General features: G+C 68.2%; 27 protein-coding genes. 14 read left to right on the top strand and 13 right to left on the bottom strand.

Annotation, left to right across the window (positions count from 1 at the left end):
• Window positions 1–65 precede the first annotated feature (65 nt).
• From ACW17W_RS10600 to ACW17W_RS10575, 6 genes are all read left to right on the top strand, one after another.
• The gene (locus ACW17W_RS10600) at window positions 66–1,505 is read left to right on the top strand and encodes a response regulator (protein WP_492076833.1); all 1,440 of its coding nucleotides are present in this window, start codon (window positions 66–68) and stop codon (window positions 1,503–1,505) included.
• Window positions 1,506–1,569: 64 nt separating this feature from the next.
• Window positions 1,570–2,040 (top strand): hypothetical protein, encoded by a 471-nt coding sequence (locus ACW17W_RS10595; protein WP_492076832.1) that lies wholly within the window; start codon window positions 1,570–1,572, stop codon window positions 2,038–2,040.
• Between the two features lie 56 nt (window positions 2,041–2,096).
• Entirely contained in the window at window positions 2,097–2,438 is a 342-nt protein-coding gene (locus ACW17W_RS10590; protein WP_492076831.1) for a hypothetical protein, read from the top strand.
• Between the two features lie 32 nt (window positions 2,439–2,470).
• Window positions 2,471–4,153: a lysine--tRNA ligase gene (locus ACW17W_RS10585; RefSeq protein ID WP_492076830.1), complete on the top strand. Its 1,683-nt coding sequence runs from the start codon at window positions 2,471–2,473 to the stop codon at window positions 4,151–4,153.
• Between the two features lie 61 nt (window positions 4,154–4,214).
• The gene (locus tag ACW17W_RS10580; protein WP_492076829.1) at window positions 4,215–4,592 is read left to right on the top strand and encodes a hypothetical protein; all 378 of its coding nucleotides are present in this window, start codon (window positions 4,215–4,217) and stop codon (window positions 4,590–4,592) included.
• A gap of 88 nt (window positions 4,593–4,680) precedes the next feature.
• Window positions 4,681–5,166, top strand: a complete 486-nt coding sequence (locus tag ACW17W_RS10575) for an SH3 domain-containing protein (protein WP_492076828.1) — start codon at window positions 4,681–4,683, stop codon at window positions 5,164–5,166.
• Window positions 5,167–5,266: 100 nt separating this feature from the next.
• Here the strand turns inward: ACW17W_RS10575 and ACW17W_RS10570 are convergent, their stop codons facing one another.
• The 6 genes from ACW17W_RS10570 to ACW17W_RS10545 all read right to left on the bottom strand — a co-directional run bounded on the left by ACW17W_RS10570 (window position 5,267) and on the right by ACW17W_RS10545 (window position 8,312).
• Entirely contained in the window at window positions 5,267–5,902 is a 636-nt protein-coding gene (locus ACW17W_RS10570) for a S24 family peptidase (protein WP_492080308.1), read from the bottom strand.
• Between the two features lie 90 nt (window positions 5,903–5,992).
• Window positions 5,993–6,421 (bottom strand): hypothetical protein, encoded by a 429-nt coding sequence (locus tag ACW17W_RS10565; protein ID WP_492076827.1) that lies wholly within the window; start codon window positions 6,419–6,421, stop codon window positions 5,993–5,995.
• A gap of 88 nt (window positions 6,422–6,509) precedes the next feature.
• Entirely contained in the window at window positions 6,510–6,881 is a 372-nt protein-coding gene (locus tag ACW17W_RS10560) for a hypothetical protein (protein WP_492076826.1), read from the bottom strand.
• A gap of 73 nt (window positions 6,882–6,954) precedes the next feature.
• Window positions 6,955–7,344, bottom strand: coding sequence for a hypothetical protein (locus tag ACW17W_RS10555; protein WP_492076825.1), 390 nt, complete (start codon window positions 7,342–7,344; stop codon window positions 6,955–6,957).
• Between the two features lie 72 nt (window positions 7,345–7,416).
• Complete coding sequence (locus ACW17W_RS10550; protein WP_492076824.1) at window positions 7,417–7,818, bottom strand: PaaI family thioesterase; 402 nt, start codon at window positions 7,816–7,818, stop codon at window positions 7,417–7,419.
• Window positions 7,815–8,312 (bottom strand): PaaI family thioesterase, encoded by a 498-nt coding sequence (locus tag ACW17W_RS10545; protein ID WP_492076823.1) that lies wholly within the window; start codon window positions 8,310–8,312, stop codon window positions 7,815–7,817. Before ACW17W_RS10545 ends, ACW17W_RS10550 begins: the two co-directional genes overlap by 4 nt.
• A 60-nt stretch (window positions 8,313–8,372) precedes the next feature.
• On the opposite strand from ACW17W_RS10545, the gene ACW17W_RS10540 reads away from it, so the two are divergent.
• Window positions 8,373–9,419 (top strand): ligase-associated DNA damage response exonuclease, encoded by a 1,047-nt coding sequence (locus ACW17W_RS10540; RefSeq protein ID WP_492076822.1) that lies wholly within the window; start codon window positions 8,373–8,375, stop codon window positions 9,417–9,419.
• Here ACW17W_RS10540 and ACW17W_RS10535 read toward each other — a convergent pair.
• Complete coding sequence (locus ACW17W_RS10535) at window positions 9,399–10,958, bottom strand: response regulator (protein WP_492076820.1); 1,560 nt, start codon at window positions 10,956–10,958, stop codon at window positions 9,399–9,401. The genes ACW17W_RS10540 and ACW17W_RS10535 overlap by 21 nt on opposite strands.
• A 223-nt stretch (window positions 10,959–11,181) precedes the next feature.
• Between ACW17W_RS10535 and queC the strand changes: the two genes are divergently transcribed.
• A complete protein-coding gene (queC, locus tag ACW17W_RS10530) occupies window positions 11,182–11,916 on the top strand; it encodes a 7-cyano-7-deazaguanine synthase QueC (protein WP_492080307.1) in 735 nt (244 codons plus the stop codon).
• Complete coding sequence (gene queE, locus ACW17W_RS10525) at window positions 11,913–12,548, top strand: 7-carboxy-7-deazaguanine synthase (RefSeq protein WP_492076819.1); 636 nt, start codon at window positions 11,913–11,915, stop codon at window positions 12,546–12,548. Before queC ends, queE begins: the two co-directional genes overlap by 4 nt.
• Before the next feature lie 18 nt (window positions 12,549–12,566).
• Here queE and ACW17W_RS10520 read toward each other — a convergent pair whose 3' ends face one another.
• The gene (locus ACW17W_RS10520) at window positions 12,567–12,836 is read right to left on the bottom strand and encodes a hypothetical protein (RefSeq protein WP_492076818.1); all 270 of its coding nucleotides are present in this window, start codon (window positions 12,834–12,836) and stop codon (window positions 12,567–12,569) included.
• A 132-nt stretch (window positions 12,837–12,968) separates the two neighbouring features.
• Entirely contained in the window at window positions 12,969–14,597 is a 1,629-nt protein-coding gene (locus tag ACW17W_RS10515; RefSeq protein ID WP_492076817.1) for a long-chain-fatty-acid--CoA ligase, read from the bottom strand.
• A gap of 175 nt (window positions 14,598–14,772) precedes the next feature.
• Between ACW17W_RS10515 and udk the strand changes: the two genes are divergently transcribed.
• The gene (gene udk, locus ACW17W_RS10510) at window positions 14,773–15,420 is read left to right on the top strand and encodes a uridine kinase (RefSeq protein ID WP_492076816.1); all 648 of its coding nucleotides are present in this window, start codon (window positions 14,773–14,775) and stop codon (window positions 15,418–15,420) included.
• 86 nt (window positions 15,421–15,506) lie between these two features.
• Window positions 15,507–16,145 carry a TetR/AcrR family transcriptional regulator gene (locus ACW17W_RS10505; RefSeq protein ID WP_492080306.1) on the top strand — a complete coding sequence of 213 codons (639 nt, stop codon included), beginning with the start codon at window positions 15,507–15,509 and terminating at the stop codon, window positions 16,143–16,145.
• Between the two features lie 26 nt (window positions 16,146–16,171).
• Here the strand turns inward: ACW17W_RS10505 and pdxH are convergent, their stop codons facing one another.
• Entirely contained in the window at window positions 16,172–16,846 is a 675-nt protein-coding gene (pdxH, locus tag ACW17W_RS10500) for a pyridoxamine 5'-phosphate oxidase (RefSeq protein ID WP_492076815.1), read from the bottom strand.
• 122 nt (window positions 16,847–16,968) lie between these two features.
• Between pdxH and ACW17W_RS10495 the strand changes: the two genes are divergently transcribed.
• The 3 genes from ACW17W_RS10495 to ACW17W_RS10485 all read left to right on the top strand — a co-directional run bounded on the left by ACW17W_RS10495 (window position 16,969) and on the right by ACW17W_RS10485 (window position 19,662).
• Entirely contained in the window at window positions 16,969–17,712 is a 744-nt protein-coding gene (locus ACW17W_RS10495) for a DnaJ C-terminal domain-containing protein (protein WP_492076814.1), read from the top strand.
• 62 nt (window positions 17,713–17,774) lie between these two features.
• A complete protein-coding gene (gene aroC / locus ACW17W_RS10490; protein ID WP_492076813.1) occupies window positions 17,775–18,860 on the top strand; it encodes a chorismate synthase in 1,086 nt (361 codons plus the stop codon).
• Window positions 18,861–18,930: 70 nt separating this feature from the next.
• Complete coding sequence (locus ACW17W_RS10485; protein WP_492076811.1) at window positions 18,931–19,662, top strand: DUF1499 domain-containing protein; 732 nt, start codon at window positions 18,931–18,933, stop codon at window positions 19,660–19,662.
• Here the strand turns inward: ACW17W_RS10485 and ACW17W_RS10480 are convergent.
• The 3 genes from ACW17W_RS10480 to ACW17W_RS10470 form a co-directional block, all read right to left on the bottom strand.
• On the bottom strand, window positions 19,647–20,549 hold the full coding sequence (locus ACW17W_RS10480; protein ID WP_492076810.1) for an MBL fold metallo-hydrolase: 903 nt from the start codon (window positions 20,547–20,549) through the stop codon (window positions 19,647–19,649). The two genes, ACW17W_RS10485 and ACW17W_RS10480, sit on opposite strands and share 16 nt — an antisense overlap.
• A 221-nt stretch (window positions 20,550–20,770) precedes the next feature.
• Entirely contained in the window at window positions 20,771–21,202 is a 432-nt protein-coding gene (locus ACW17W_RS10475; RefSeq protein WP_492076808.1) for a protein tyrosine phosphatase family protein, read from the bottom strand.
• Window positions 21,203–21,216: 14 nt separating this feature from the next.
• Window positions 21,217–21,756: a hypothetical protein gene (locus tag ACW17W_RS10470; protein ID WP_492076807.1), complete on the bottom strand. Its 540-nt coding sequence runs from the start codon at window positions 21,754–21,756 to the stop codon at window positions 21,217–21,219.
• Window positions 21,757–21,968 lie beyond the last annotated feature (212 nt).

The following is a 21,968-nucleotide window of genomic DNA, read 5'->3' as shown; positions in this document are numbered from 1 at the left end:
ATGCGACCGCCGGATCAAGGCGGAGCCTTAAGCCTTGTTTCAGGGCGACTGTGCGACAGGGGGATATGGGTTTCGTCCACGCACATATCGATGATCACGCCGCACGGGCCGCCTGGGACTGTCTGCGTCGGCCGATCTGGCTGTTCTGCCCGGTCGCCTGCCGCGGCGTCTATGCCAATCCGGCGGCTCTGGCGCTCTGGGGCGCCGAGAGTCTGGATGAGCTTCTGGGGCGCGACTTTTCGAACCTCTCTCCGGCCGTCCGCACCCGCACGGAGCGTCTGCGCGACCTGACGGCACAAGGCGATGCGATCGACGAAAGCTGGACCTTCTATCCCAAGGGCCAGCCCGTGACCGTTCGGGCCGCCATCTCCAGCGTGCGACTGCTGGACGGCCGCGACGTCCTGCTGTTCGAGGCGGCGCCGGTCGATGTCGAGGCGGAAGAACGGCGCGCGGTGGAGGCGCTGCGGCATAGCGCTGGCCCGGTCGGACTGTTCGACCGCCACGGCGCCCCTCTGTTCGCCAATCCGGCGGCCTATGCGGCCTATGGTCCCGATGCCAATTTCCTGGCCCGGTTCGCAGAGACCGCCGAGGGGCAGGCGGTGCTGGCCCTGGCGCTGGGAGGAGAGTCCACCGGGGTGCTTCACGCCATGAAGACCCAGGCGGGCATTCGCTGGCACCACCTCGACTGTCGGCCCCTGCCGGATCCGGTCACGGGCTCGGTCAGCGTGCTGTTGAACGAGCGGGATGTCACCGACCGGGTCGAGGCAGAGGCCGCGCGCGCCGCCGCCGAGCAGAAGGCCGCCATGGCCGAGGCCCGCCAGCGCTTCCTGACCGATATGTCTCATGAGCTGCGAACGCCCCTGAACGCGGTCCTCGGCTTCTCCAGCCTGCTTCTGGAAGACGGGCTGAGCGTGGTCCAGAACAGTCATGCCGCCCGTATCCGTTCGGCCGGAGACGAGCTGGCGGCCGTGGTCGAGCAGATGATCGGCCTGTCCGAGGGCGAGGGATGGGCCGGCGGGTCCGTCGCCGTTCCGGGCGGCGTCCTCGGGGGCGTCGTCGATGCTTCGACCCGGTCCATGCCCGGCGACCGCCCGATCCGCATCCTGTACATCGACGACAACGACAGCAACCGGGCCCTGGTCTCCTGTCTGCTGGCCGCCCAGGGCATGCACTGCGAAACCGCCGAGGACGGAGTTCAGGGTCTGGCCGCTGTGGCGGGCGGCGACTGGGATCTGGTGCTGATGGATATCCAGATGCCGGTGATGGACGGCGTGACCTCGGCCCGCTGCATCCGGGCGCTGAAGTGCCAGGCGGCGGGCGTTCCGATCATCGCTGTGACCGCCAATACGCTGGAAGAGCAACTGGTCGGCTATGCCGCAGCCGGAATGAACGACTGCGTCGCCAAGCCGATCCGGCCCGCCGAACTGTTCGAAAAGGTGCTGGGCTGGGCCTCGACGGACTGGCGTCAGGACCGGCAGGACGTCATGACGGACGTCGCCGCCTGACCGCGCGGCACGGCTGACCCGTCCGTCGGTCTGAACCGGATCGCCCGCCGGGGGTTCCGGGATCATGACCCTCGTCGATTTCCTGCCATCCGCCCTCATCGGCGCCGTCGCCAGCGCCCGGTCCATGACGCCCATGGCGGCCCTCGCCGGGGCGCATCTGGCGGGGCGGCGCACGCCGGGCCGGCTGTTTCTCCTCGGCCACCCCCTGTTCAACGCCGGCGCCCTGGCGATGGGGCCGGCCGAGCTGGTCGGCGACAAGATGACATCGGCCCCGGATCGCACGGTGCTCCTCGGCCTGCTCGCCCGGGTGATGAGCGCCGGCATTGCGGGCGCGGCCCTGGCCCCTCGTGGACGTGAGCGGGCCGGGGGGCTGGTGGCCGTCGCGACGGCCGTGCCGCTGGCCTATTTGACGCTGGCCGGACGCAAGAGGGCCATGCGTCGGATCGGCCAGACGCGAAGCGGTCTGATCGAGGACGCGGTGATTGCCGCGGCGGGCATCGCGGTGGTGGGCTGGGCCGTGGGGCGGCGGCGCTGATCAAGGCCTGACGGCCTGTCTGGCCGGGGGAGAGCTGAGCCATTATAGACGGCCTCATGAACTGGCGGCTGTCTCTGGTGCGGGCCCTGCATACGGCCATCTACCTGGTGATGGCCGGCGCCACCCTGCTGGTCCTCCATGCGGGTCTGACGGGCGCCAGCGGGCCCTGGGTGGGGGCGGCCCTGATGCTGGTGCTGATCGAGGCCGCCGTCTTCATCGGCTGCGGCATGAAATGCCCCCTGACGGCCGTGGCGGTTCGCTATGGGGCGCGGCCGGACGGACCCTGGGACACCCTCTTTCCCGAGCGCTGCACGCGGCACACCCTGCGGGTTTTCGGGCCGATGATGGCGGTCGGGGCAGGGCTCCTCCTGATCCGCTGGATCATCGCCGGGCGTTGACCCGCCGGCCCTGACGCGGCAAAGCCCCTGCCATGCTGCAGAACCTCGAGATCCTCGCGCGCGACGCCCGGTCGTGGCCGTTTGAACAGGCCCGGAACCTTCTGAACCACGTTCTGAAGAAGCGGCTGGGCGACGCCGAGCGGGATGCGGCGAAAATTCTGATCGACGCGGGCAAGGCCGACGAGGCCCTGGCGACGTTTCCGGCCCTGCAGCGGCCGGTCGTGCTTGAGACGGGCTATGGTCCGTCGGGCCTGCCGCATATGGGCACCTTCGGCGAGGTGGCGCGCACGACCATGGTGCGCAATGCCTTCCGCGCCCTGACCGGCGACCACTGGGCGACGCGGTTGATCGCCTTCAGCGACGACATGGACGGGCTGCGCAAGGTGCCGGAGGGCATTCCGAACCCGGAGATGCTGCGCGAGGACCTGCACAAGCCGCTGACGGTCGTGCGCGATCCGTTCGGCACCCACGACAGTTTCGGGGCGCACAACAATGCGCGGCTGCGGGCGTTTCTGGACGGGTTCGGCTTTGACTATGAGTTCATGAGCTCGACCGAGACCTATCGGTCGGGCCGGTTTGACGCGACGCTTCTGACCCTGCTGGAGCGGTTCGACGCCATTCAGGCCATCATGCTGCCGACCCTGGGCGAGGAGCGGCGCGCGACCTATTCGCCCTTCCTGCCGGTCAGCCCGATCGCCGGCCATGTGCTTCAGGTGCCGACCCTTGCCCGCAATGTCGAGAAGGGGACGATCACCTTCGAGGATCCGGCTGGCGAACCGGGCAACCGCACCGAGGTTCCGGTCACCGGCGGTCATGTGAAGCTGCAGTGGAAGCCGGACTGGGCCATGCGCTGGGTCGCGCTGGACGTCGATTACGAGATGTCGGGCAAGGACCTGATCGAGAGCGTGCGCGAGAGCGGCAAGATCTGTCGGGCGCTGGGCGGCGTCGCGCCCGAAGGGTTCAACTTCGAGCTGTTCCTCGACATCGAGGGCAAGAAGATCTCCAAGTCCAAGGGGAACGGCCTGACGATGGACGAGTGGCTGCGCTACGGCACGCCCGAGAGCCTGAGCTGGTACATGTTCCAGTCGCCGAAGTCGGCCAAGAGCCTGCACTTCAACGTCATTCCTCGGGCGATCGACGACTATCTGGCCTTCATCGACCAGTTCCAGACGCAGGATCCTGCAAAACAGATCGACAATGCCGTCTGGTCGATCCACGCCGGCGCGCCGCCGAAGGTCGCCTCGCCGGTGTCGTTCGCCCTGTTGCTCAATCTGGTCGGCGTGGCCAACGCCTCGTCGAAGGAGCAGCTCTGGGCCTATTTCGCCAGATATCTGCCGCACGCCACGCCGGAGACCGAGCCGACGCTGGACCGGCTCATGGGCCATGCGCTGAACTACTATGAGGACTTCGTGAAGCCCTCGAAGGCGTACCGCCTGCCGGACGACAAGGAGAAGGCGGCGCTGCTGGATCTGGCGGGGCGGCTGAAGGCCCTGCCGGCCGACACGACCGACGGCGAACTGATCCAGGGTGAGGTCTATGCCGCGGGCAAGGACCACGGCTTCGAGCCGCTGCGGGCCTGGTTCGGGGCGCTGTACGAGGTGCTGCTGGGCGCCTCCCAGGGGCCGCGCTTCGGCTCGTTCGCGGCCATCTATGGCCTGCCGCAGACAATCGAATTGATCGAGGCGGGGGCGCGCGGCGAACTGACGCAAGCTTGACCCTGGGACAGAATAATTAACCAGGGCTGGTTTGGATGGCGGCGTGGCCGGGGAGGCGACGTTGCGTTACGAGATCGACGAGCAGGCGCGAGTCCTGCAACTGGACCTGGTCTCGGCCGGGTCGGCCGACCGGGTGCTTGAGGCGACGGTCGGTCTGATCACCGCGCGGCCGGAACTGTGCGGCTGGGACTGGATCGTGGAATGCGAGCCGATGACCGACGATGCGACGGTCGACCATCTGGCGAAACTGGCCGAGGCCTGGGGACCGCCGCCCCGGATCGAGGCGGTCACGGTCTTCGTTTCCCGGGACCGCCTGCTGTACCTGTGGGCCCGGGTGCTGGACTTCCAGTTCGTGCGACGCAAACATCTGATCGTGCACGACGTCGACAGCGCGCTCAGGCTGGTCGAACGGCGGCGAGCCACGGGCCCAGCAAGATGAACCCAAAATAACGGCTACGCTCCGGGAGCCTTCATGTGGGCTGGGGCATTCTCACGCCATCGACCAACCTCGATGAATGGAGAGAGCCATGTCGAAGATCATGATCACCACCCTGGCCACCGCCGCCGCCCTGGCGGCCCTGGTCACCGCCGCGCCGATGTCGGCGAGCGCCCGCCCCGCGCTGGTTCAGGCGAACGGCATCACCAACTGCGACGCCCCGGGCGGTCGCCAGCGCGCCGGCGCCCTGATCGGCGCTGTCGTCGGCGGTGTCGTCGGGTCCAATCTGGCCCGCAATGAACGTACGGCCGGCACGGTGGTCGGCGCCGGCGCCGGCGCTGCGGCCGGTTCCTACATCGGCTGCAACCAGCAGCGCGCCCGCGCCGCCAATGTTCAGGCCGGCGGCGATTATCGCGCCCTGTCCAACCTGAACGTCCGTTCGGGTCCGGGCACCAACTACCGCACCGTGTCGCGCCTGAACGCCGGCCAGTCTTTCAGCGCCATCGGTTCTCAGGGCGAGTGGGTCCAGATCGCCGGCGGCGGCTGGGTCAGCGCCCGCTATGTCGGCGCTAACTGAGCCGCCTTTCCGGTGCGCTAGGCCCGGTTCGCGGAACCTCGCGACTTGAGCGCATGCGTTCTGGCTTCAAGGGCCGTCCCCCCGGGGGCGGCCCTTTTCGTTACTGGCTGACCCAGAGGATGCGGGCCATCCACAGGATGTCGCGACGGGGCAGGGCGCGCGGCGGCCAGGCGGGGTTGATAGAACCCAGGGTGACAGACTTCTGCGTCAGGGACACGATTTCCTTGGCCATCGTCTCGCCTGTGGTGGTGCGCACCACCACCCGGTCGCCCTTGCGCACATCGGTGGCGTAGCGGTCGACCAGCACCCGGTCGCCCTGGCGGTAGAGGGGCAGCATGGAGTCGCCCGTGATGCGAAGGCTGAACAGCCCGTCGGCCGGGCGTGGCAGTTCGGTCTGGTCCCAGCCGTCGCCGACGGGCAATCCCGCCTCATCGAAGAAGCCTTCGGCGCCGGCCTGGGCCAGACCGAGCAGGGGTACGGTCGAGGCGTGGACGGTCGTATCGTCGGCCAGTTCGGCGAAGTCGCCGAGCGATATCCCCGTGGCCTCGAGTATTCGCATCAGGCTCTCGGTCGAGGGCCACCGCGGGCGGGGCGGATCGCCCGGTCCATGTCGTTTCGAGGGGTTGAAGCTGGTGGCGTCCAGACCCGCGCGCCGGGCGAGGCCGGACGCCGACAGGCCCTCCCGCCGGGCCAGGGCATCCACGGCCTTCCAGAGCTTGGCGTGAGAGAGCGGCAGGGCGGGGCTCCGGATCGACGAGTCGGTCCAGCCTATCCGCGCCGCACAGGAATATCTACCTAACTATGCACTTTGGATACCGGCGGCGGATCACTCCAGGCCGGCGGCGCGGCGCTCCTGCCAGGCCCAGAATGTGCCGACCGCGAGGGCGATCAGGACGCCATAGCCGGCGAGGTTGATGACGGCGATATAGTTGCCCATCGCAGGACGAAGGTCCGACATAGAGACGAAGTGGCTGGCTACAACCAGAAGTTGACAAGCCGCCGCCCAGGCGGGCCAGGCGACCCCCGCCTTCCAGACAAGGGCGCCAAGTAGAATCAGCATGGCGATATCGATCACCATGACGCCCCACTGGATGCCGTACAGATCGGTGTCGTTCTGCATCAAAAGTGAGGCGAACCAGCCCAGGACATAGGCCCCGGCCACGACCCGCTCCGGGCGATTGCCCTGGAGGAAGGCGAACGCGCAGATCCCGACCACGAAAATGGCGCCGATCTGGGAAGCCAGGGTATCAAACATCAAAACGCCCCCACGCCGTTCGACGCGGGGGCGAGTATGGCGCGAATCCCGCCCGGACCGAAGCCCGGGCGAGATGAAATCATTGTAATCAAACGGCCTTGAGATAGCGCGGCGCAACGGTCTCCTGAGTCACGCCGGGCTTGCCATCGGGTGTAGGACCATAGTCGTCGGGCTTGTCGAGCGGGCCGACATTGTAGGCGCCGTAACCCATACGACGGTGGTCCTTCGCCAGCTCGGCGTGACAGGCCACCATGGCTTCGCGAGCGGCGCTGAGCGCGGCGATCGATTCCATGGCCTTGGTCTGCGAACCCGCGCCGGCGACGGGCGAGGCCGAGAGGGTCGTGCGGGCCCCGATCATCGACTGCACAAGCGTGGTCGCCTGCATAATCGCCGAATCGATGGCCTGTTCAGTCGCGTGCAGGTCTGCGGCGACGGCGTTGATGGTCTGGATGCGGTCCATACTGTGTACCCCCTGAGGAAACTGGAAACCGTAGAAGGCTTAACATGAATTAACGATCTTCGGTAGGATTTCGTTAGGATGTCGAGGCGTCTTCGCGCCGCCGTGCGCCCCGGGGTCCGTCGCCGATCGGGGGCGTATCCTCCGGCTTGTCGAGCGGGCCGACCGCCAGGGCGCCCAGTCCCATTTTCCGGGCCAGGGCGGCCAGGCCGTGGTGGGCGGCCACCATACGCGCCCGGGCCTGGGTCAGGGCTGTCAGCGATTCGGTTGTCCGGTCGAAGATCTGCTGGCCGACCACCGCCGAGAGATAGGCCTCGGTCCGGGCGCGCGGCAGTTCCGAGACGAGGGCGGCGGCTTCGGACAGGGCGGCGTCAATCGCCGTCTCCACCCGGAAAAGCCGCTCCGCCAGGGCCTCGCCGGTCGAGAGCGAATGGCCCGCCGGGAGTGAAGGGTTGGCATGGTGCATGATCGAATTCCCACATTCGGCATGGCCTGATCGCCACGCCCGGATTCAATCACAGGTCGAAACTCAATTCAACTATTCCGCGTCATCCAGCAGGAAGTTGGCGACGAGGCCGGCGATGGGCTGGGCGGGATCATCCTGCCAGGCCTCGGCGGTCACATGGGCGACGCGCCGGCCCGCCCGGAGGATGCGGGCGCGGCACACGACTGTCTCGGGTCGGCCCGATCGCAGATAGGACATGGTCACATTGATCGGCCGGGGCAGGCGCAGCCGGGGAAAGGTCAGGGCGACCTGGGCCACCGCCGTCAGTTCCAGCAGGGCGGCGGTCGAGCCCCCATGCAGGGCCGGCAGCATCGGATTGCCGATCAGGTGATCCGCAAACGGCATGATGACGGTCATCCCGTCCTCCTCGTCCATCCGGGTCTGAAGCCCCAGAAAGCGGGCATAGGGGATCCGGTCGAGCAGGGCGTCGGTCATGCGTCAGCCTCCCCCGGGACGGTCATGCCGGGCGCGGCGGGCCGGAGATTGGCCCCGATGCGGTGCGCCCCGTCTGCGGTCAGCATATAGGCGGCCTGGGAGGCGGCGACGGGGTCGTTCGCACTCTCCTCGAACGCCCAGGCCCTGACGAAGGCGACGTTGCGGGTCAGGCGGTAGCAGTGGGCTTCGGCCAGCAGGTCCAGATGCGGACGGGCGGCCCGCATATAGTCGACCCTGAGGTCGAGGGTCGCGATGGACTGGTAGCCGCCGAGCGCGACCCAGGTCGCCAGACCGCCGACATGGTCCAGCATTGTGGTCACCAGACCGCCGGCCAGAACGCCGGTCTCGGGGTCACCGACCAGGTCCTCGCGCCACGGCGCCCGGAGTCGCACATCGCCGCCCTCGACGCGGTCGAGCGCGAAGCCGAGGGCCGCAGTATGGGGGGCGCCGGCCGCCAGCTGGGGCAGGACGGTGGTCAGGAACATATCGCTCATTCAACCGTCCTTATCCGGGTCGCGCCTGTACGCAAGGCCGCGGATGTCTCAAGGTCGGCCATGCGCTTCGAAGATCTGCTTCGCCCCACGGCGATGGGGCTCTATTGCCCGCCCGGCGATTTCTACATCGACCCCGTACAGCCGGTGGATCGCGCCGTCATCACCCACGGTCATTCGGATCACGCGCGGGCGGGTCACGGCGCCGTCCTGGCCACGCCGCTGACCCTGGCGATCATGGCGGAGCGCTATGGCGAGGGCTTCTGCGTCCGCCGCCAGCCATCGGACTATGGCGAGACGACCGACGTGGGCGGCGTCAGCGTCCGACTGGCCCCGGCGGGCCATGTTCTGGGCTCGGCCCAGGCGGTGATCGAGTGGCGCGGGATGCGGATCACCGCCGCGGGGGACTACAAGCGTCGGCGCGACCCGACCTGCGCCGCCTTCGAGCCCGTCTCGTCCCATGTATTCATCTCCGAAGCCACCTTCGGCCTGCCGGTCTTCACCCATCCGCCGGACAGGGAGGAGATCGGACGTTTGCTCGCGTCCGTCAGCCAGTTTCCCGATCGGGCGCATCTGGTCGGGGCCTATGCCCTGGGCAAGGCGCAGCGGGTGATCCGGCTGTTGCAGGAGGCGGGGTGGGAGCGGCCGATCTACGTCCACGGCGCGATGGAGCGGCTGAACGCGCTCTATCAACGGGAGGGCGTCGATCTGGGACCGCTGCTGCCGGCGGCGGCGCCGGCGCGGGGCGGCGACGCCCTGGCCGGGGAGATTGTGATCGCACCGCCGTCGGCCATACAGGATCGCTGGGCCCGGCGGTTCGCCGATCCCGTCACCGCCTTCGCCTCGGGCTGGATGGGCATCCGGGCCAGGGCCAGGCAGCGCGGGGTGGAACTGCCGCTGGTGATCTCCGACCATGCCGACTGGCCCGAACTGATCGCGACCTTCACCGAGCTGAGGCCGGAGGAGATCTGGATCACCCATGGGCGCGAGGAGGGGCTGCTGCGGTGGTGCTCGCTCAATGGCCAGACGGCGCGGGCCCTGCGCCTGGTCGGTTATGATGAAGAGGATGACGACGCCGTGGCGGCGACGTCAGGCGCTGCGGCGTCCTGACGCCGAATCGTCCTCAAGATCCGCGCCGCCGGCGACGAGGGCCGCGTTCATCGCCATGCGCAGACGTTCAGGCTTGATCGGCTTCTCGACCACAGCCGCCATCCCGCTGGCGATATAGGCGGCGGCGTCTGCCGGATCGGCATTGGCGGTGAGGGCGATGATCGGCACATGGCGCTGGGGCGCAGGCAGGGCCCGGATGGCCCGGGTCGCCTGGATCCCGTCCATGCGCGGCATCTTGATGTCCATCAGGATCAGGTCGAACGGCCGCGCCTGCACTGCTTCCAAAGCCTCGACGCCGTCTTCGGCCGTCTCGCAACTGCAGCCGAACATTTCGCACAGGGCCTGGGCCACCACGCGGTTGGTCGCATTGTCGTCAACGATCAGGATATGGGGCACGACCTCGAAGTCGAGGTTCGTCAGGGCCTGAACATTGCTGGCCGGCTCGATCGCCGGTGCGCTGCGCGGCGCGTGCAGCTCGAAATTGATCGTGGTCCCGCGTCCGGCATTGTTCTCGGCCCAGATCCGGCCGTCCAGTCCGGCGATCAGGCGACGACAGACCGAAAGGGCAAAGCCGCCCTCCGTGGAATCCCGCGACTGGAGCAAGCGGCCGAGATCGCGAGCATCGACGCGCGGGCCATCGTCGCGAACGCGTGCCGACAGATGAATCGCGGCGCCGACCAGATGCGCCTTCAGCCGGGCCTCGACCATGCCTTCGCGCGCGAACTTCAGGGCATTGCCGATCAGGTTGTCGAACACCCGCCGCAGACGGTGCGAGTCAAGATCGGCGGTCAGCTCGGTGTCGCCCTCATAGCCGACCATCAGGGTCACGCCATTCAATGCGGCGCGGCCGGACCAGGTCTGTTCGATATCGTCCATCAAGGCGCGCAGGCCGGTCGGCGCCGGCCTGGCCGGCTGCCCCGGTCCCGCCAGCACGCCGGCGTCCTCGACCACGTTCAGCAGGCCGTGGATCTGTTCCTCGATCAATTTGACGTGGTCCAGCATGTCGCCGCTCAGGGCCTGGCGGCGCATCAGATCGGCGACCGCCAGTATGCCGTTGATCGGGACGCGCAGTTCACTGTCGATCATCGCCATCAGGTCGGCGGTTCCGGCCCCGTCTGCGGCGGTCGTGTCGCCCGCCCCGTCCTGCGATCCCGGGGACAGGCCGTTGAGCGCCCGCAGCAGGGTCGCAGGAGCGCCCACGCCGCGATAACGTCCCGCGACGGTGACGATGAAGCCGCGCATGATCGCTGCGGGTCCGCCCTTGAGGAGGATGTCGCAAAGCGCGTGCGCAGCCATGCCGCCGTCGACGACGACGGGCTCGGCGTCCATCAGTTGCGAGGCCGTCATAGGGGTGGCCGGTGAGACCGTCAGCCGCATGAGGAGGGCGCTGCGTTCCACCAGGCCGACCACGCGGTCGTCGGACAGAACCGGGAGGTGATGCAGGTCGGGGTCCGCTTCAAAGCGACCGAGCAATTCGACCGCCGGGGCGTCCGGCCCGACCGGAACAACTGATTCCGCGTATTCGTCGATTCTCGGCATGAACGCCGCCTCTCCCCACACACTAGTTCACCAGAGTAGGAAATCTCATTTTCGGAACAGTTAAGAAAAATCATGTTGCATAAATTTGTCCTGACATTTCTGCCTTTTCCAACCCGGGTTTGGCGCTGCGGCGCCGATGGTGTAAAAACTCGCGAACCTGAACCTGTCAGACGAGAGAGAATGCGCGCGGTCATCGGCCGACCGCAGATTTGTCATGAGCGATATCCGGCCCGCCCCCCGCCAATCGGCCCTCGTCCTGTTTTCGGGGGGGCAGGACAGCGCCACCTGCCTGGCCTGGGCGCTGGACCGGTATGAAACCGTCGAGACCGTCGGCTTCGACTACGGTCAGCGTCACCATGTCGAGATGGGCGCGCGGATCAGGGTTCGTGACGGCATGGCGGCCATCAAACCCGTTTTCGCCGACCGCCTCGGCCCGGACCACGTGATCGACCTGACCGGCTTCGGCCGGATCGCCGAGAGCGCCCTGACGACGGATCGGGCCATCGAGATGGACGCGCGCGGCCTGCCGACCACCTTTGTACCGGGACGCAATCTGGTGTTCCTGACCTATGCGGCGGCCCTGGCCGACCGGCGGGGGCTGGAGGTTCTGGTCGGCGGCATGTGCGAGACCGACTTCTCCGGCTATCCCGACTGCCGCCGCGATACCATCGACGCCATGCAGCAGGCCCTGTCTCTGGGCCTCGACAAGCCCGTGCCCATCGAGACGCCCCTGATGTACCTGACCAAGGCCGAGACCTGGGCCCTGGCGCATCGGCTGGGCGGCGATGACCTGATCCAGTTGATCGTCGAGGACAGCCACACCTGCTACCGCGGCGACCGCACCCATCGCCACGACTGGGGTTACGGATGTGGCGAATGCCCGGCGTGCGAGCTGCGCGCGGCCGGTTTCGAAGGCTGGTGGCGCGGCGTCGGCGCCCGGCGCGGAGACGTCGCGTGATCTATGCGGTCAAGGAAGCCTTTCTGACCGTTCAGGGGGAGGGCGGCCAGGCGGGCCGTCCGGCCGTCTTCCTGCGTTTCGCCGGTTGCAATCTGTGGAACGGGTTGGAGCGGGACCGGGCGTCCGCCGTCTGCACCTTCTGCGACACCGATTTCGTCGGGACTGACGGAGACGGCGGCGGCAAGTTCGCGACGGCACAGGCCCTGGCCGGGCATATCGGCGCGCTCTGGCGCGGCCGGGAGGGGGATCCGAAACTGGTCGTCGTCACCGGCGGCGAGCCGCTGCTGCAAATCGACGCCGGACTGATCGCGGCATTGAAGGCGCATGGATTCGACATCGCCGTGGAAACCAACGGCACCCTGACGGCGCCTGAGGGCATCGACTGGATCTGCGTCAGTCCCAAGGCGGATGCGCCGGTGGTGCAGACGTCCGGACAGGAACTGAAGCTGGTCTATCCCCAGCCCAGGGCGCTGCCGGACCGGTTCGAACATCTGGATTTCGAGTGCTTCTGGCTGCAGCCGATGGACGGACCGGATCAGGCGGCCAATACCGCCGCCGCTATCGAATACTGCCTGACCCACCCGAAATGGCGACTCAGCGTCCAGACCCACAAATATATCGGGGTGCGCTGAGCCGGCGTTTCAAGCCGCTCAGCAGCGCTTGCCCTGCCGCTCGCGTTCGGCGCAGCGGCGTTGTTCGCGCTCGTACTGGCGCTGTTCGCGCTCGCGTCGGGCCCGGGTTTCCTCGTCCGAGGTGGTGACGGCGTCGACCCCCGCGCCGACGACAGCGCCCGTGGCCTTGACCCCTGTGCCAACGACCGCGGCAGTCGTGCCGACGACGGCCCCCACGACACAGCCTTGCAGCATCAGGGTCCCCGCCAGCAGGGCGGAAAGGGCGGCGGCGCGCGTTGCGATCTTCATGACTGGTTCTCCCGACACCCGGCTCTAGCCGATGGAGTATGAACGGCGGGTAACCCTGTCGAGAGAGCCGTCGGCGGGCGGCGAGACGTGGCCCGCAGGTCACGCCGCATCCGCCGGCCCCGGTCCGGCGCCTCAGTCCGCCGTCGGCAGCCGGTAGTCCTTCATCCGTTCGCGAACCAGCTTCTTGTCGATCTTGCCGGTGGCCCCCAGGGGGATGTCGTCCACGAAGACGACGTCGTCGGGCATCCACCATTTGGCGATCTTGCCGACCAGGAAGTCGAGGTGCTCCTGTCTGTCCTGTGCCTCTCCGGGTTTCAGCTTGACGACCAGAACCGGCCGTTCGTCCCATTTCGGATGGGCGGCGCCGATGACGGCGGCCAGTTCGACCCTGGGGTGGCCCACGGCGATGTTCTCGATCTCTATCGAGGAGATCCACTCGCCGCCCGACTTGATCACGTCCTTGGCGCGATCGGTGATCTGCATGAATCCGTGCTCGTCCACCGTCGAGACATCGCCGGTGTCGAAGAAGCCTTCGTGATCGAGGATCTTCTCGTCCGAGCGGAAATAGGCGCCGGCGATCGTCGGCCCCTTCACCATCAGCCGCCCGTAGGTGTGGCCGTCGTGCGGCAGGTCCTGACCGGCGATATTCTTGATTTTCAGTTCGACGCCGAGGGGCGGCGTACCCTGTTTGGTGCGCCACTTCAGCTGTTCCTCGAACGGCAGGGCGTTCAGTTCCGGCGTCATATTGGCCAGGGTGCCGATCGGCGAGGTCTCGGTCATTCCCCAGCCCTGCAACACCTCGACGCCGAACTCGTCGTGGAAGGCGCGGATCAGGCTTTCCGGCACGGCCGAGCCGCCGATCAGCACGCGCTTGACGGTCGACAGCTTCAGATTGTGCTGGCGCATATGGCCCAGCAGTCCCTGCCAGACGGTCGGCACGGCGGCCGAGAAGGTGACGCTCTCCGTTTCCAGCAATTCATAGATGGACTCGCCGTCCATCTTCGCACCGGGCATCACCAGCTTGCAGCCCGACGCCGGGCCGGCGAAGGCGATGCCCCACGCATTGGCGTGGAACATCGGCACGACCGGCAGGACGACCTCGCTCGGCGTCGGACCCAGCACTGTGGTCTGCAGGCCGAGCAGGGTGTGGATGAAGTTCGAGCGGTGCGAATACAGCACGCCCTTGGGATGGCCGGTCGTCCCGGACGTGTAGCAGAGGCCGCAGGCGGTATTTTCGTCGAACCCGCCCCAGACGACGTCAGTGGAGGCTTCGGCGAGCACCGATTCATAGCATTCGGCGCGCGGCAGACGCGTCGCGGGCATGGTCCATTCGTCGGTCATGACGATGACCCGCTCGACCGACGGGCAGTGCGGCAGCACCGCCTCCAGCAAGGGCACGAACGTCAGGTCGACGAAGATGATCCGGTCTTCGGCGTGATTGATGATGTAGATGAGCTGTTCAGGGAACAGGCGCGGGTTCAGGGTGTGGCAGACCGCCCCGATGCCCATGACGCCGTACCAGGCTTCAATATGGCGGGCGGTATTCCAGGCCAGGGTGGCGATCCGGTCGCCGGGCTTGACGCCCCAGGCCAGAAGCGCGCCGGATACGCGCCGCGCCCGATCATGAATTTCGCCATAGGTGGTGCGGACGATGGGGCCCTCGACCGAACGGGTCACAACCTCGCGGGCGCCGTGCCAATTCTTCGCGTGGTCCAGGATTCGGTCGACCGTCAGCGGCCAGTCCTGCATCAGTCCGTTCATGACTTTTCCTCGGATTGTGCGTCGGCTGGTCGCGACGCTTGGCTTTACGCTACCGAGGTGAATGCCGATAAGCAACGTGACGCGGCGTCATCTGAAATCCGCCCGTGGGCAAGCGGTCGCTCCCGGATTATCCAGACAACCGCTGATTTCGCCAATCCGGATACAGGAAGCCGCCATGACCATTCTGATTGCGATCACCGGCGGTTCCGGTTCCGGCAAGAGCACCCTGGCCGAGGCGCTGGTTGCGGGCCTGACCGGGGGCGCTGCCGTGCTGCTGCGCGAGGACTCCTACTACCGCGACGCCGCCAGCCTGCCCGGATTTGACCCCGAGACATTCGATTTTGACGATGTCGCCGCCCGCGACCATGAACGTCTGGAGGCAGACCTTTCAGCGCTGAAGGCGGGTCGCGACATCATGGCCCCGGTCTATTCCTTCATCCACCACGGCCGCGAGCCCGGCGGGGAGCCGGTCCATGCCGCGCCGGTGGTGATCGTGGAAGGGACGCATGTGCTTTGCACACCCGCCCTTGTCGCCCTGTTCGACATCCGCGTCTTCGTCGATACGCCGGGCGATATCCGCTTCATCCGACGCCTGCTGCGCGACCAGAGCGAGCGGGGACGGACGGCCGATTCTGTCATTCACCAGTATCTCCTGACGGTGCGGCCAGGGCATGAGCGGCTGACGGAACCGTCCAAGGTCCACGCGGACTTCATCATCGCCGACGCCACCGCCGCCGTGCGCCTCGAGAATCCCCAGGACGTCGTCCGCCTGGCCGCGCCGGTGCTGGCGCATCCCTTGCTGGCCGCGCTCGCAAGGCGCTGAACAGAAGCGTGGCGGTTGGTCGCTCACGTCAGGCTTGCACAGAACCCTGGATTGCCACAGTCTTGTGATCGAGGGGCTTGGGTATCATGACAGACGACGGGGCGCAGACGGACGCCGGAACCGAAGAGGTTCGGGCGGACCCGAGACGGGCGGCCATTCTCGCCCAGGCACGGCAGGCCTTCATGACCTCGGGCTTTGCGGCCGCCCGGATTGAGCCTGTGGCTCGCGCCGCCTCGGTGTCGACCGCGACCCTCTACAGCTATTTCCAGTCCAAGGATGACCTGTTCGACGCGGTCATCGCCGACGCCTCGGCGGACTTCTCCCGACGCATGCTCGCCGTGCGCGCGGCGGACGGCCCAGCCCGCGAGCGGCTGACCGACTTCGCCCTGGCCTATGCCGAGTTCATGGGGGACGCCTTCGTGCGTTCGGTCTTCCGTCTGGTGATGGCCGAACGGCCGCGGTTTCGCGACGTGGCCATGGCCTTCTTCAACCGGGGCCGGTCCGACTTCGGGGCCCCCCTGATCCGTGCGCTGGTTGAACTCTCGGACGCCGGGCAAATCCGTATGGACAAGCCGTCCTGGGCTGCCGGCCAGTTGATGGGCATGATCGAACATCCCGTGTTCTTCATGCCGCTGGTGACCGGCGACGAGGTCCAGGCGGCGCGTTCTCCGCACCAGATCGCCACGGACGCCGTCGAGACCTTTATGGCGCGCTACGGCGTCTGAACGGCTTCGCCCGGCAAGACAGCAGCCTAGGGCCAGAGTCGCCGGCGGTTCCACTGCGCGCCGTCGCGCTCGAAAAGGACGCGGTCATGCAGCCGGAACGGCCGGTCGCGCCAGAATTCGACGGTCTGAGGGATGACGCGCCATCCGCTCCAGCGATCGGGGCGCGGCACGTCCTCGCCCTCGAAACGCGCCGCAGCGCGTTCGACGGCCCGCTCCAGGGCGGCGCGATCTTCCAGCGGTCTCGACTGGTCCGAGGCCCAGGCCCCGATCCGGCTTTCCCGGGCCCGTGATGCGAAATAGGCGTCGGCCTCAGCCTGGCTGACAGGCTCGACAGCCCCGCGCACCCGCACCTGACGTCGCAAGGTCTTCCAGTGGAACAGGAGCGCCGCTGCCGGATGCCGGCTCAACTGCATGCCCTTGGCGCTTTCGGCGTTGGAATAGAAGGTAAAGCCGAGCGGATCGACGTCCTTCAGCAACACGATCCGGCAGTCCGGCTGACCCTCGGCGTCGACGGTCGCGAGGGACATGGCGTTGGCGTCGTTCGGTTCGTGCGCCCGCGCCTCGGCCAGCCATTCGATGAAGACGCCCACGGGGTCGGGCCGGTCTATCAGGGTCTCGTCGCCATTGGCGGCAAGGGCGGCGGCGTAGTCGCGGGCATAGTCCTCGCGGCTGGGGCTGGGGGGGATCACGGGAGCGGTCATAACGGTCTTCTAACGCGCGGGCGGCGCGCCATCCATGGGCGCGCGAAGGATTCGGGCCCGGTCGGCCTGAAAGCGGATCGCGGTTAACTCCGCCTTGACCATAGTCAATCCAATCATGAACCATGTGCGACGCCACGGTTTCCGACGAGCCTCTGTCCCTTGCGGAGTCCTATCGCCTGCTGGGCCTTGCCGGGCCAGCGGACGAGATCGCCGTGAAGACCGCCTTTCGCAAGGCGGTGAAGGCTGCGCGTCCCGACATGCCAGGCGGCGACGCCGACCGGTTTCGCCTCATTATCGCCGCGGGCCGCCTGATCCAGGCGAATGCGCCGGCCCATCCCGCCCTGTCGGCTCCGCGCGCCACCGCTCCGAGACCCGCGCCGCTTCCGGCGGTGGCCCTGACGCCCCTGCAGGCGGTGCGCGGCGCGGTCGCGGAGGTGGCGCTGGGGCGTCGCCGTTTGCGTATTTCATGTCCGGCCGGGGTCCGGACCGGCGATCACCTGCGTCTCAAGGGCGCGGCAGCCGACGGCTCCGACCTGCATCTGCCGGTCCTGATCCGCGTGGCCGACGGAATGACCGCCCTGGGGGACGACATCTATTTGAATTGGCCGGTGGGGCGCCGCACCGTGAGCGAAGGCGGGCGTCTGGAGATCGACACCCATGCCGGCGCCCGCAGCGCCTGGATCACCCCCGGCCTGACGGCGCCCATCCGCCTTCGCCTGCGTGGTCTCGGCCTGCCTCCGCGGGGCGGTCGTCCCGCCGGCCATCTGTTCGTGACCCTTGATGTGATCGAGGACGCGCCGTCCGCCGCCGAACACCTGCTTGCCCGCTTCACCCGGGTCTGGACGCCCGAGCGTCTGGCGGCCTAGACGTCTGTCCGAACCCCGGCGCGATCCATTCCGGGCCGATTCCGCCTCAAGTCTGCGCCGCCATGTCCCACAATACCTTCGGCCATCTGTTTCGCGTGACCACCTGGGGCGAGAGCCATGGCCCGGCGATCGGGTGCGTCATTGATGGCTGCCCGCCCATGCTGCCCCTGACCGAGGCGGACCTCCAGCCCTGGCTGGACCGGCGCAAGCCCGGCGGCAGCCGGTTCGTCACCCAGCGGAACGAGAGCGACACCGCGCGCATCCTGTCCGGGGTCTTCGACGACGGCGACGGTCCGGTCACGACCGGCGCGCCCATCGCCATCGAGATCCGGAACGAGGACCAGCGCTCGAAGGACTATGGGGAGATCGCCCGCGCCTTCCGGCCCGGCCACGCCGACTATGTCTATCAGGAGAAGTACGGCGTTCGCGACCATCGCGGCGGCGGCCGGTCCTCGGCGCGCGAGACCGCCAGCCGGGTCGCGGCCGGGGCTGTGGCCCGCCGGGTTCTGGGGGAGGGGGTCCGTATCCGGGCCGGCGTCGTCCAGCTGGGGCCGCATCAGGTCGCGCCGGACGCCGTTGATTTCGACGCGGTGAACCATAATCCGCTCTACGCCGCCTCGGCTGCGGTGGTCCCGGCGTGGGAGGCCTATCTGGACGGCGTCCGCAAGGCCGGTTCATCGATCGGCGCGGTCGTGGCCCTGGAGGTCACGGGCGTGCCGGTGGGCTGGGGCGCGCCGCTCTATGGCAAGCTGGACGCCGAACTGGCCGCCGCCATGATGTCGATCAATGCGGTCAAGGGCGTCGAGGTCGGCGCTGGCTTCGGAGCGGCCGAACTGTCGGGCGAGGAGAACGCGGACCAGATGCGTCTCGACGCCGATGGCCGGCCGGTCTTCCTGTCGAACCACGCCGGCGGCGTGCTGGGGGGACTGTCCACGGGCCAACCGATCACCCTGCGCGTGGCGTTCAAGCCCACATCCTCGATCCTGACCCCGCGCCAGACCATCACCCGCGACGGCGATGAGACCGACATCAGGACCAGGGGCCGCCACGACCCCTGCGTCGCCCTGCGCGGCGTCCCGGTCGTCGAGGCCATGGCCGCCTGCGTTCTGGCGGATGCGATGTTGCGGCACCGCGCCCAGAACGGGTGAAGCGGCAGGCCGGGCGGATGAGGACTGTCCGGGGTGGTCGCCGTGGTCGGGCGAGGCTATTCTCGACACCATGACCGCATCCCGCCCGTCCTACGCCCGCCAGCAGTTTCGCCACAGCCTGGCCTGGATCGGTCTGGCGGGGGCCCTGGCGGCGCCGCTCCTCGTGTTTGGCGTCTGTCTGGCCCTGCGCTTCGACCTGGTATCGCTGGAGACGGCGTTTGACCTGATCACGCTCAAGGTCGCATGGCCGCTGTCGTGGCTGGGGGCGGTCGCGGCCCTGGTGGCGGTCTGGGCCTCGCGCGGGGCGGGGCGGGGCGGGTGGATCCCGGCGGCCCTTGCGGTCGTGGCGGCGGTTGCCACCATCGGGGTCTATGTCCATCATTTCCGCCAGGCCGCCACAGCGACCTCACGTCCCGATGTCCTGACCAATGTCGAGGATCCGCCCGGTTTCCGCGACTCGATCATGGCCACGCGACGGGCGGTCGGGGCGCCGCCTCTGGATCGCTGGATCGCAGGGCCCGGGACCTGCCCCGGGGCCGTCGCCGTGATGTCCCAGGTCGCGCCCGGGGTGGCCGGCTATGGTCTGCAGGAGGCCGGATTTCGCATCTCCAGCCTGGGCGTCGGCCGGGCGGACGGGGTCCGGACCGGATTCTGGTTCGGCCGCACCTGGGACGCCGTCGTCCGCATCCGCCCCGGCCGCACCGATGTCCGCGTCATCGCCCGTGACGACCGGCCGGCCGATGAGGGCGAGGCCTGTCGTCTGGCGACCAGGATCATCGAGAACCTTCAGGTCAGGGAATAGGCGGCGTCCAGTGTCGCCCCCGGAACGGCCTGCACCCGGCCTTCGGCCGTCAGCTTGATCAGGTGCGCCAGGACAGACAGCGACGCTGCGGGCCACAGGCGGGAATCCACGGCGGCATAGAGCCGGGGGACCATGTCCGCGATCTGCGCATCGCCGGCCGCCAGCCGGGTCAGGATCTGGTCCTCGCGGGCGATCCGGTGGGCGCGATAGGCCGAGAGGAAGGGGCCCGGGTCGGTGACGGGCGCGCCGTGTGTCGGCCACAGGGTGGCGAAATTCCGGGCGATCACCGCCTCCAGACTGGCCATATAGGCGGCCATGTCGCCGTCGGGCGGGGCCACGACGGTCGTTGACCAGCCCATCACATGGTCGCCGCAGAACAGGGCGTTCTCCTCGCGCAGGACAAAGGCCATGTGGTTCGAGGCGTGACCCGGCGTGGCCATGGCCTCCAGCGTCCAGCCGTCGCCGGCGATGATCTCGCCGCCGGTCAGAATCACGTCGGGGGCGAAGCTCTCGTCGTCGCCCTCTTCGTTCGGGCCTGACGGATGGACGATCGCCGACGGAGGCTCGGCCGCGAGGATGACGGCGTCGACCCGGCTCGCGAAGGGGCGGGCGAGGGGAGAATGGTCGCGGTGGGTGTGGGTCACCAGCACATGGCTGACCTCGCGCCCGGCCACGGCCGCCAGCAGGGCGTCCAGATGGGCCTCGTCGGGCGGGCCGGGATCGATCACGGCCAGCCGCGCCCCGGGCTCGTCCCGGCCGATGATATAGGTGCCGGTGCCGGTGAAGGTGAAGGGGCCGGGGTTGGCCGCCACCACCCTCTGGATCAGGGGCGAGACCTGGTCGCGCCGCCCGTGGACCATGTCGAAATCACGCACATAGGGGATCATCGCCGGCCCCCGTCGCCGCCGAAGGGCTGGCCCGGTCCTTGCCTTAACGAAAGGTAAATCCAGTTCGGAGCGTGTCTCGTGGCCAAGGCGATCCTCTACGGTGTCTCAAATCGGCTTCAGCCTGTCGCGGCGGCCCTGTTGTGTCTCATGGCGATGCAACTGATCGTCGCCTCCTGCACCCCGGAACCAGCGCCCTATGCAGTGCGGGTGGGGATCACGCGCTAGGCAGCAGGCCCGAGGCCCCCGCCTGCTTCGAGCGGCAGGCCGGAGAGATCATAGCCGGCCTCTGCGGCGGCGGCGACGATCTCACCAGGGCCCAGCCGCCCGGAGCGCGCCGAGGCCAGGCCCCAGGCCGCGGCCGACCTCAGGCCTGACTTGCAGAACAGCAACACCGGCTCGCCGGCCTCCAGAACAGCGGCGACGGCCTCCACAACCTCCGGCCCGGGCAGGCCCCGCGCAGGCGCATGGATGAAGACCAGCCCCCGGACCTCGGCGCTGACGCCAATCTCGGCCCCCGTCAACTGGCCCGGTTCCTCGCCATCGGGGCGGTTGCTGATGACGCAGCGGATGCCGAGGCGAACCGCCTCGTCAAGATCGGCGAGCCGGATCTGACCCGCCACATGGACGGTCGGGGCGAGACGACGGAAGGTCATGGCGAACGCCTCTCCTACTGACGACGGACGCGAACGGCCCGGCTGCCCTCAATGGTCAGGAGGTAGCTGCCCATCGCCGCCCGACGGACGCGCGCCTCTGCGCCAGGGCGATTGCGGAAATTGACCCGCTCGCTGTCGATCTGGCGCCAGACGCTTTCGTCGGCCAGGGTGAAGACCCAACGTCCTTCACCGGCCTGGACGGCGCGAACAAGGGTCGTTTCGATCGCATTGACGGCCTCGGGCCGCTCGCCCTGTTCGAACAGGGTCACGGTCGGAAGGGAAAAGCCGAACAGTTGCCGCCGCGCCTCCCGCACCTGGGCCCGGTCCACCACCACCACATCGCCCTGCTGCTGTGCTGCGTCCAGGGCACCGGCGGCGGCGTCATAGCAGGCCAGTCGGGCCTCCGGGGCCGTCACCTGACGGCAGGCCAGGAGCCGGTCCAGGGTTTCGGGTCGCGTGGCTGGCCGCGGCGCCACGGTCTGGGCGGCGACCTGCCCGGCCACACCTGTCGCGGCCAGCACAACCGCCACAGAAACAGATCGAAGTGATTTCATAATCTTACCCGAAAATGCGCCACCGCCCATCAACAGCTTGCCATGCTGGCGGCGGCCTCCGCCAGTCCCCGGCCGGAATAAGGCGGCGCGCCCAAACGTGGCCTGAATACGACAGTCGTGCGTCGACTTGATTACGGACCTGTAATTGCTGTGGCGCAACACAGACGATGGCGCCTAACGTACGGCAGCACGCGAAGGATCCATCGGGTCGA

The sequence above is a fragment of the Brevundimonas sp. FV1ye29L genome (genome assembly GCF_058681095.1).
Note: the sequence above shows the minus strand (reverse complement) of the source record. Positions and strands in the feature narration are given on the sequence as shown.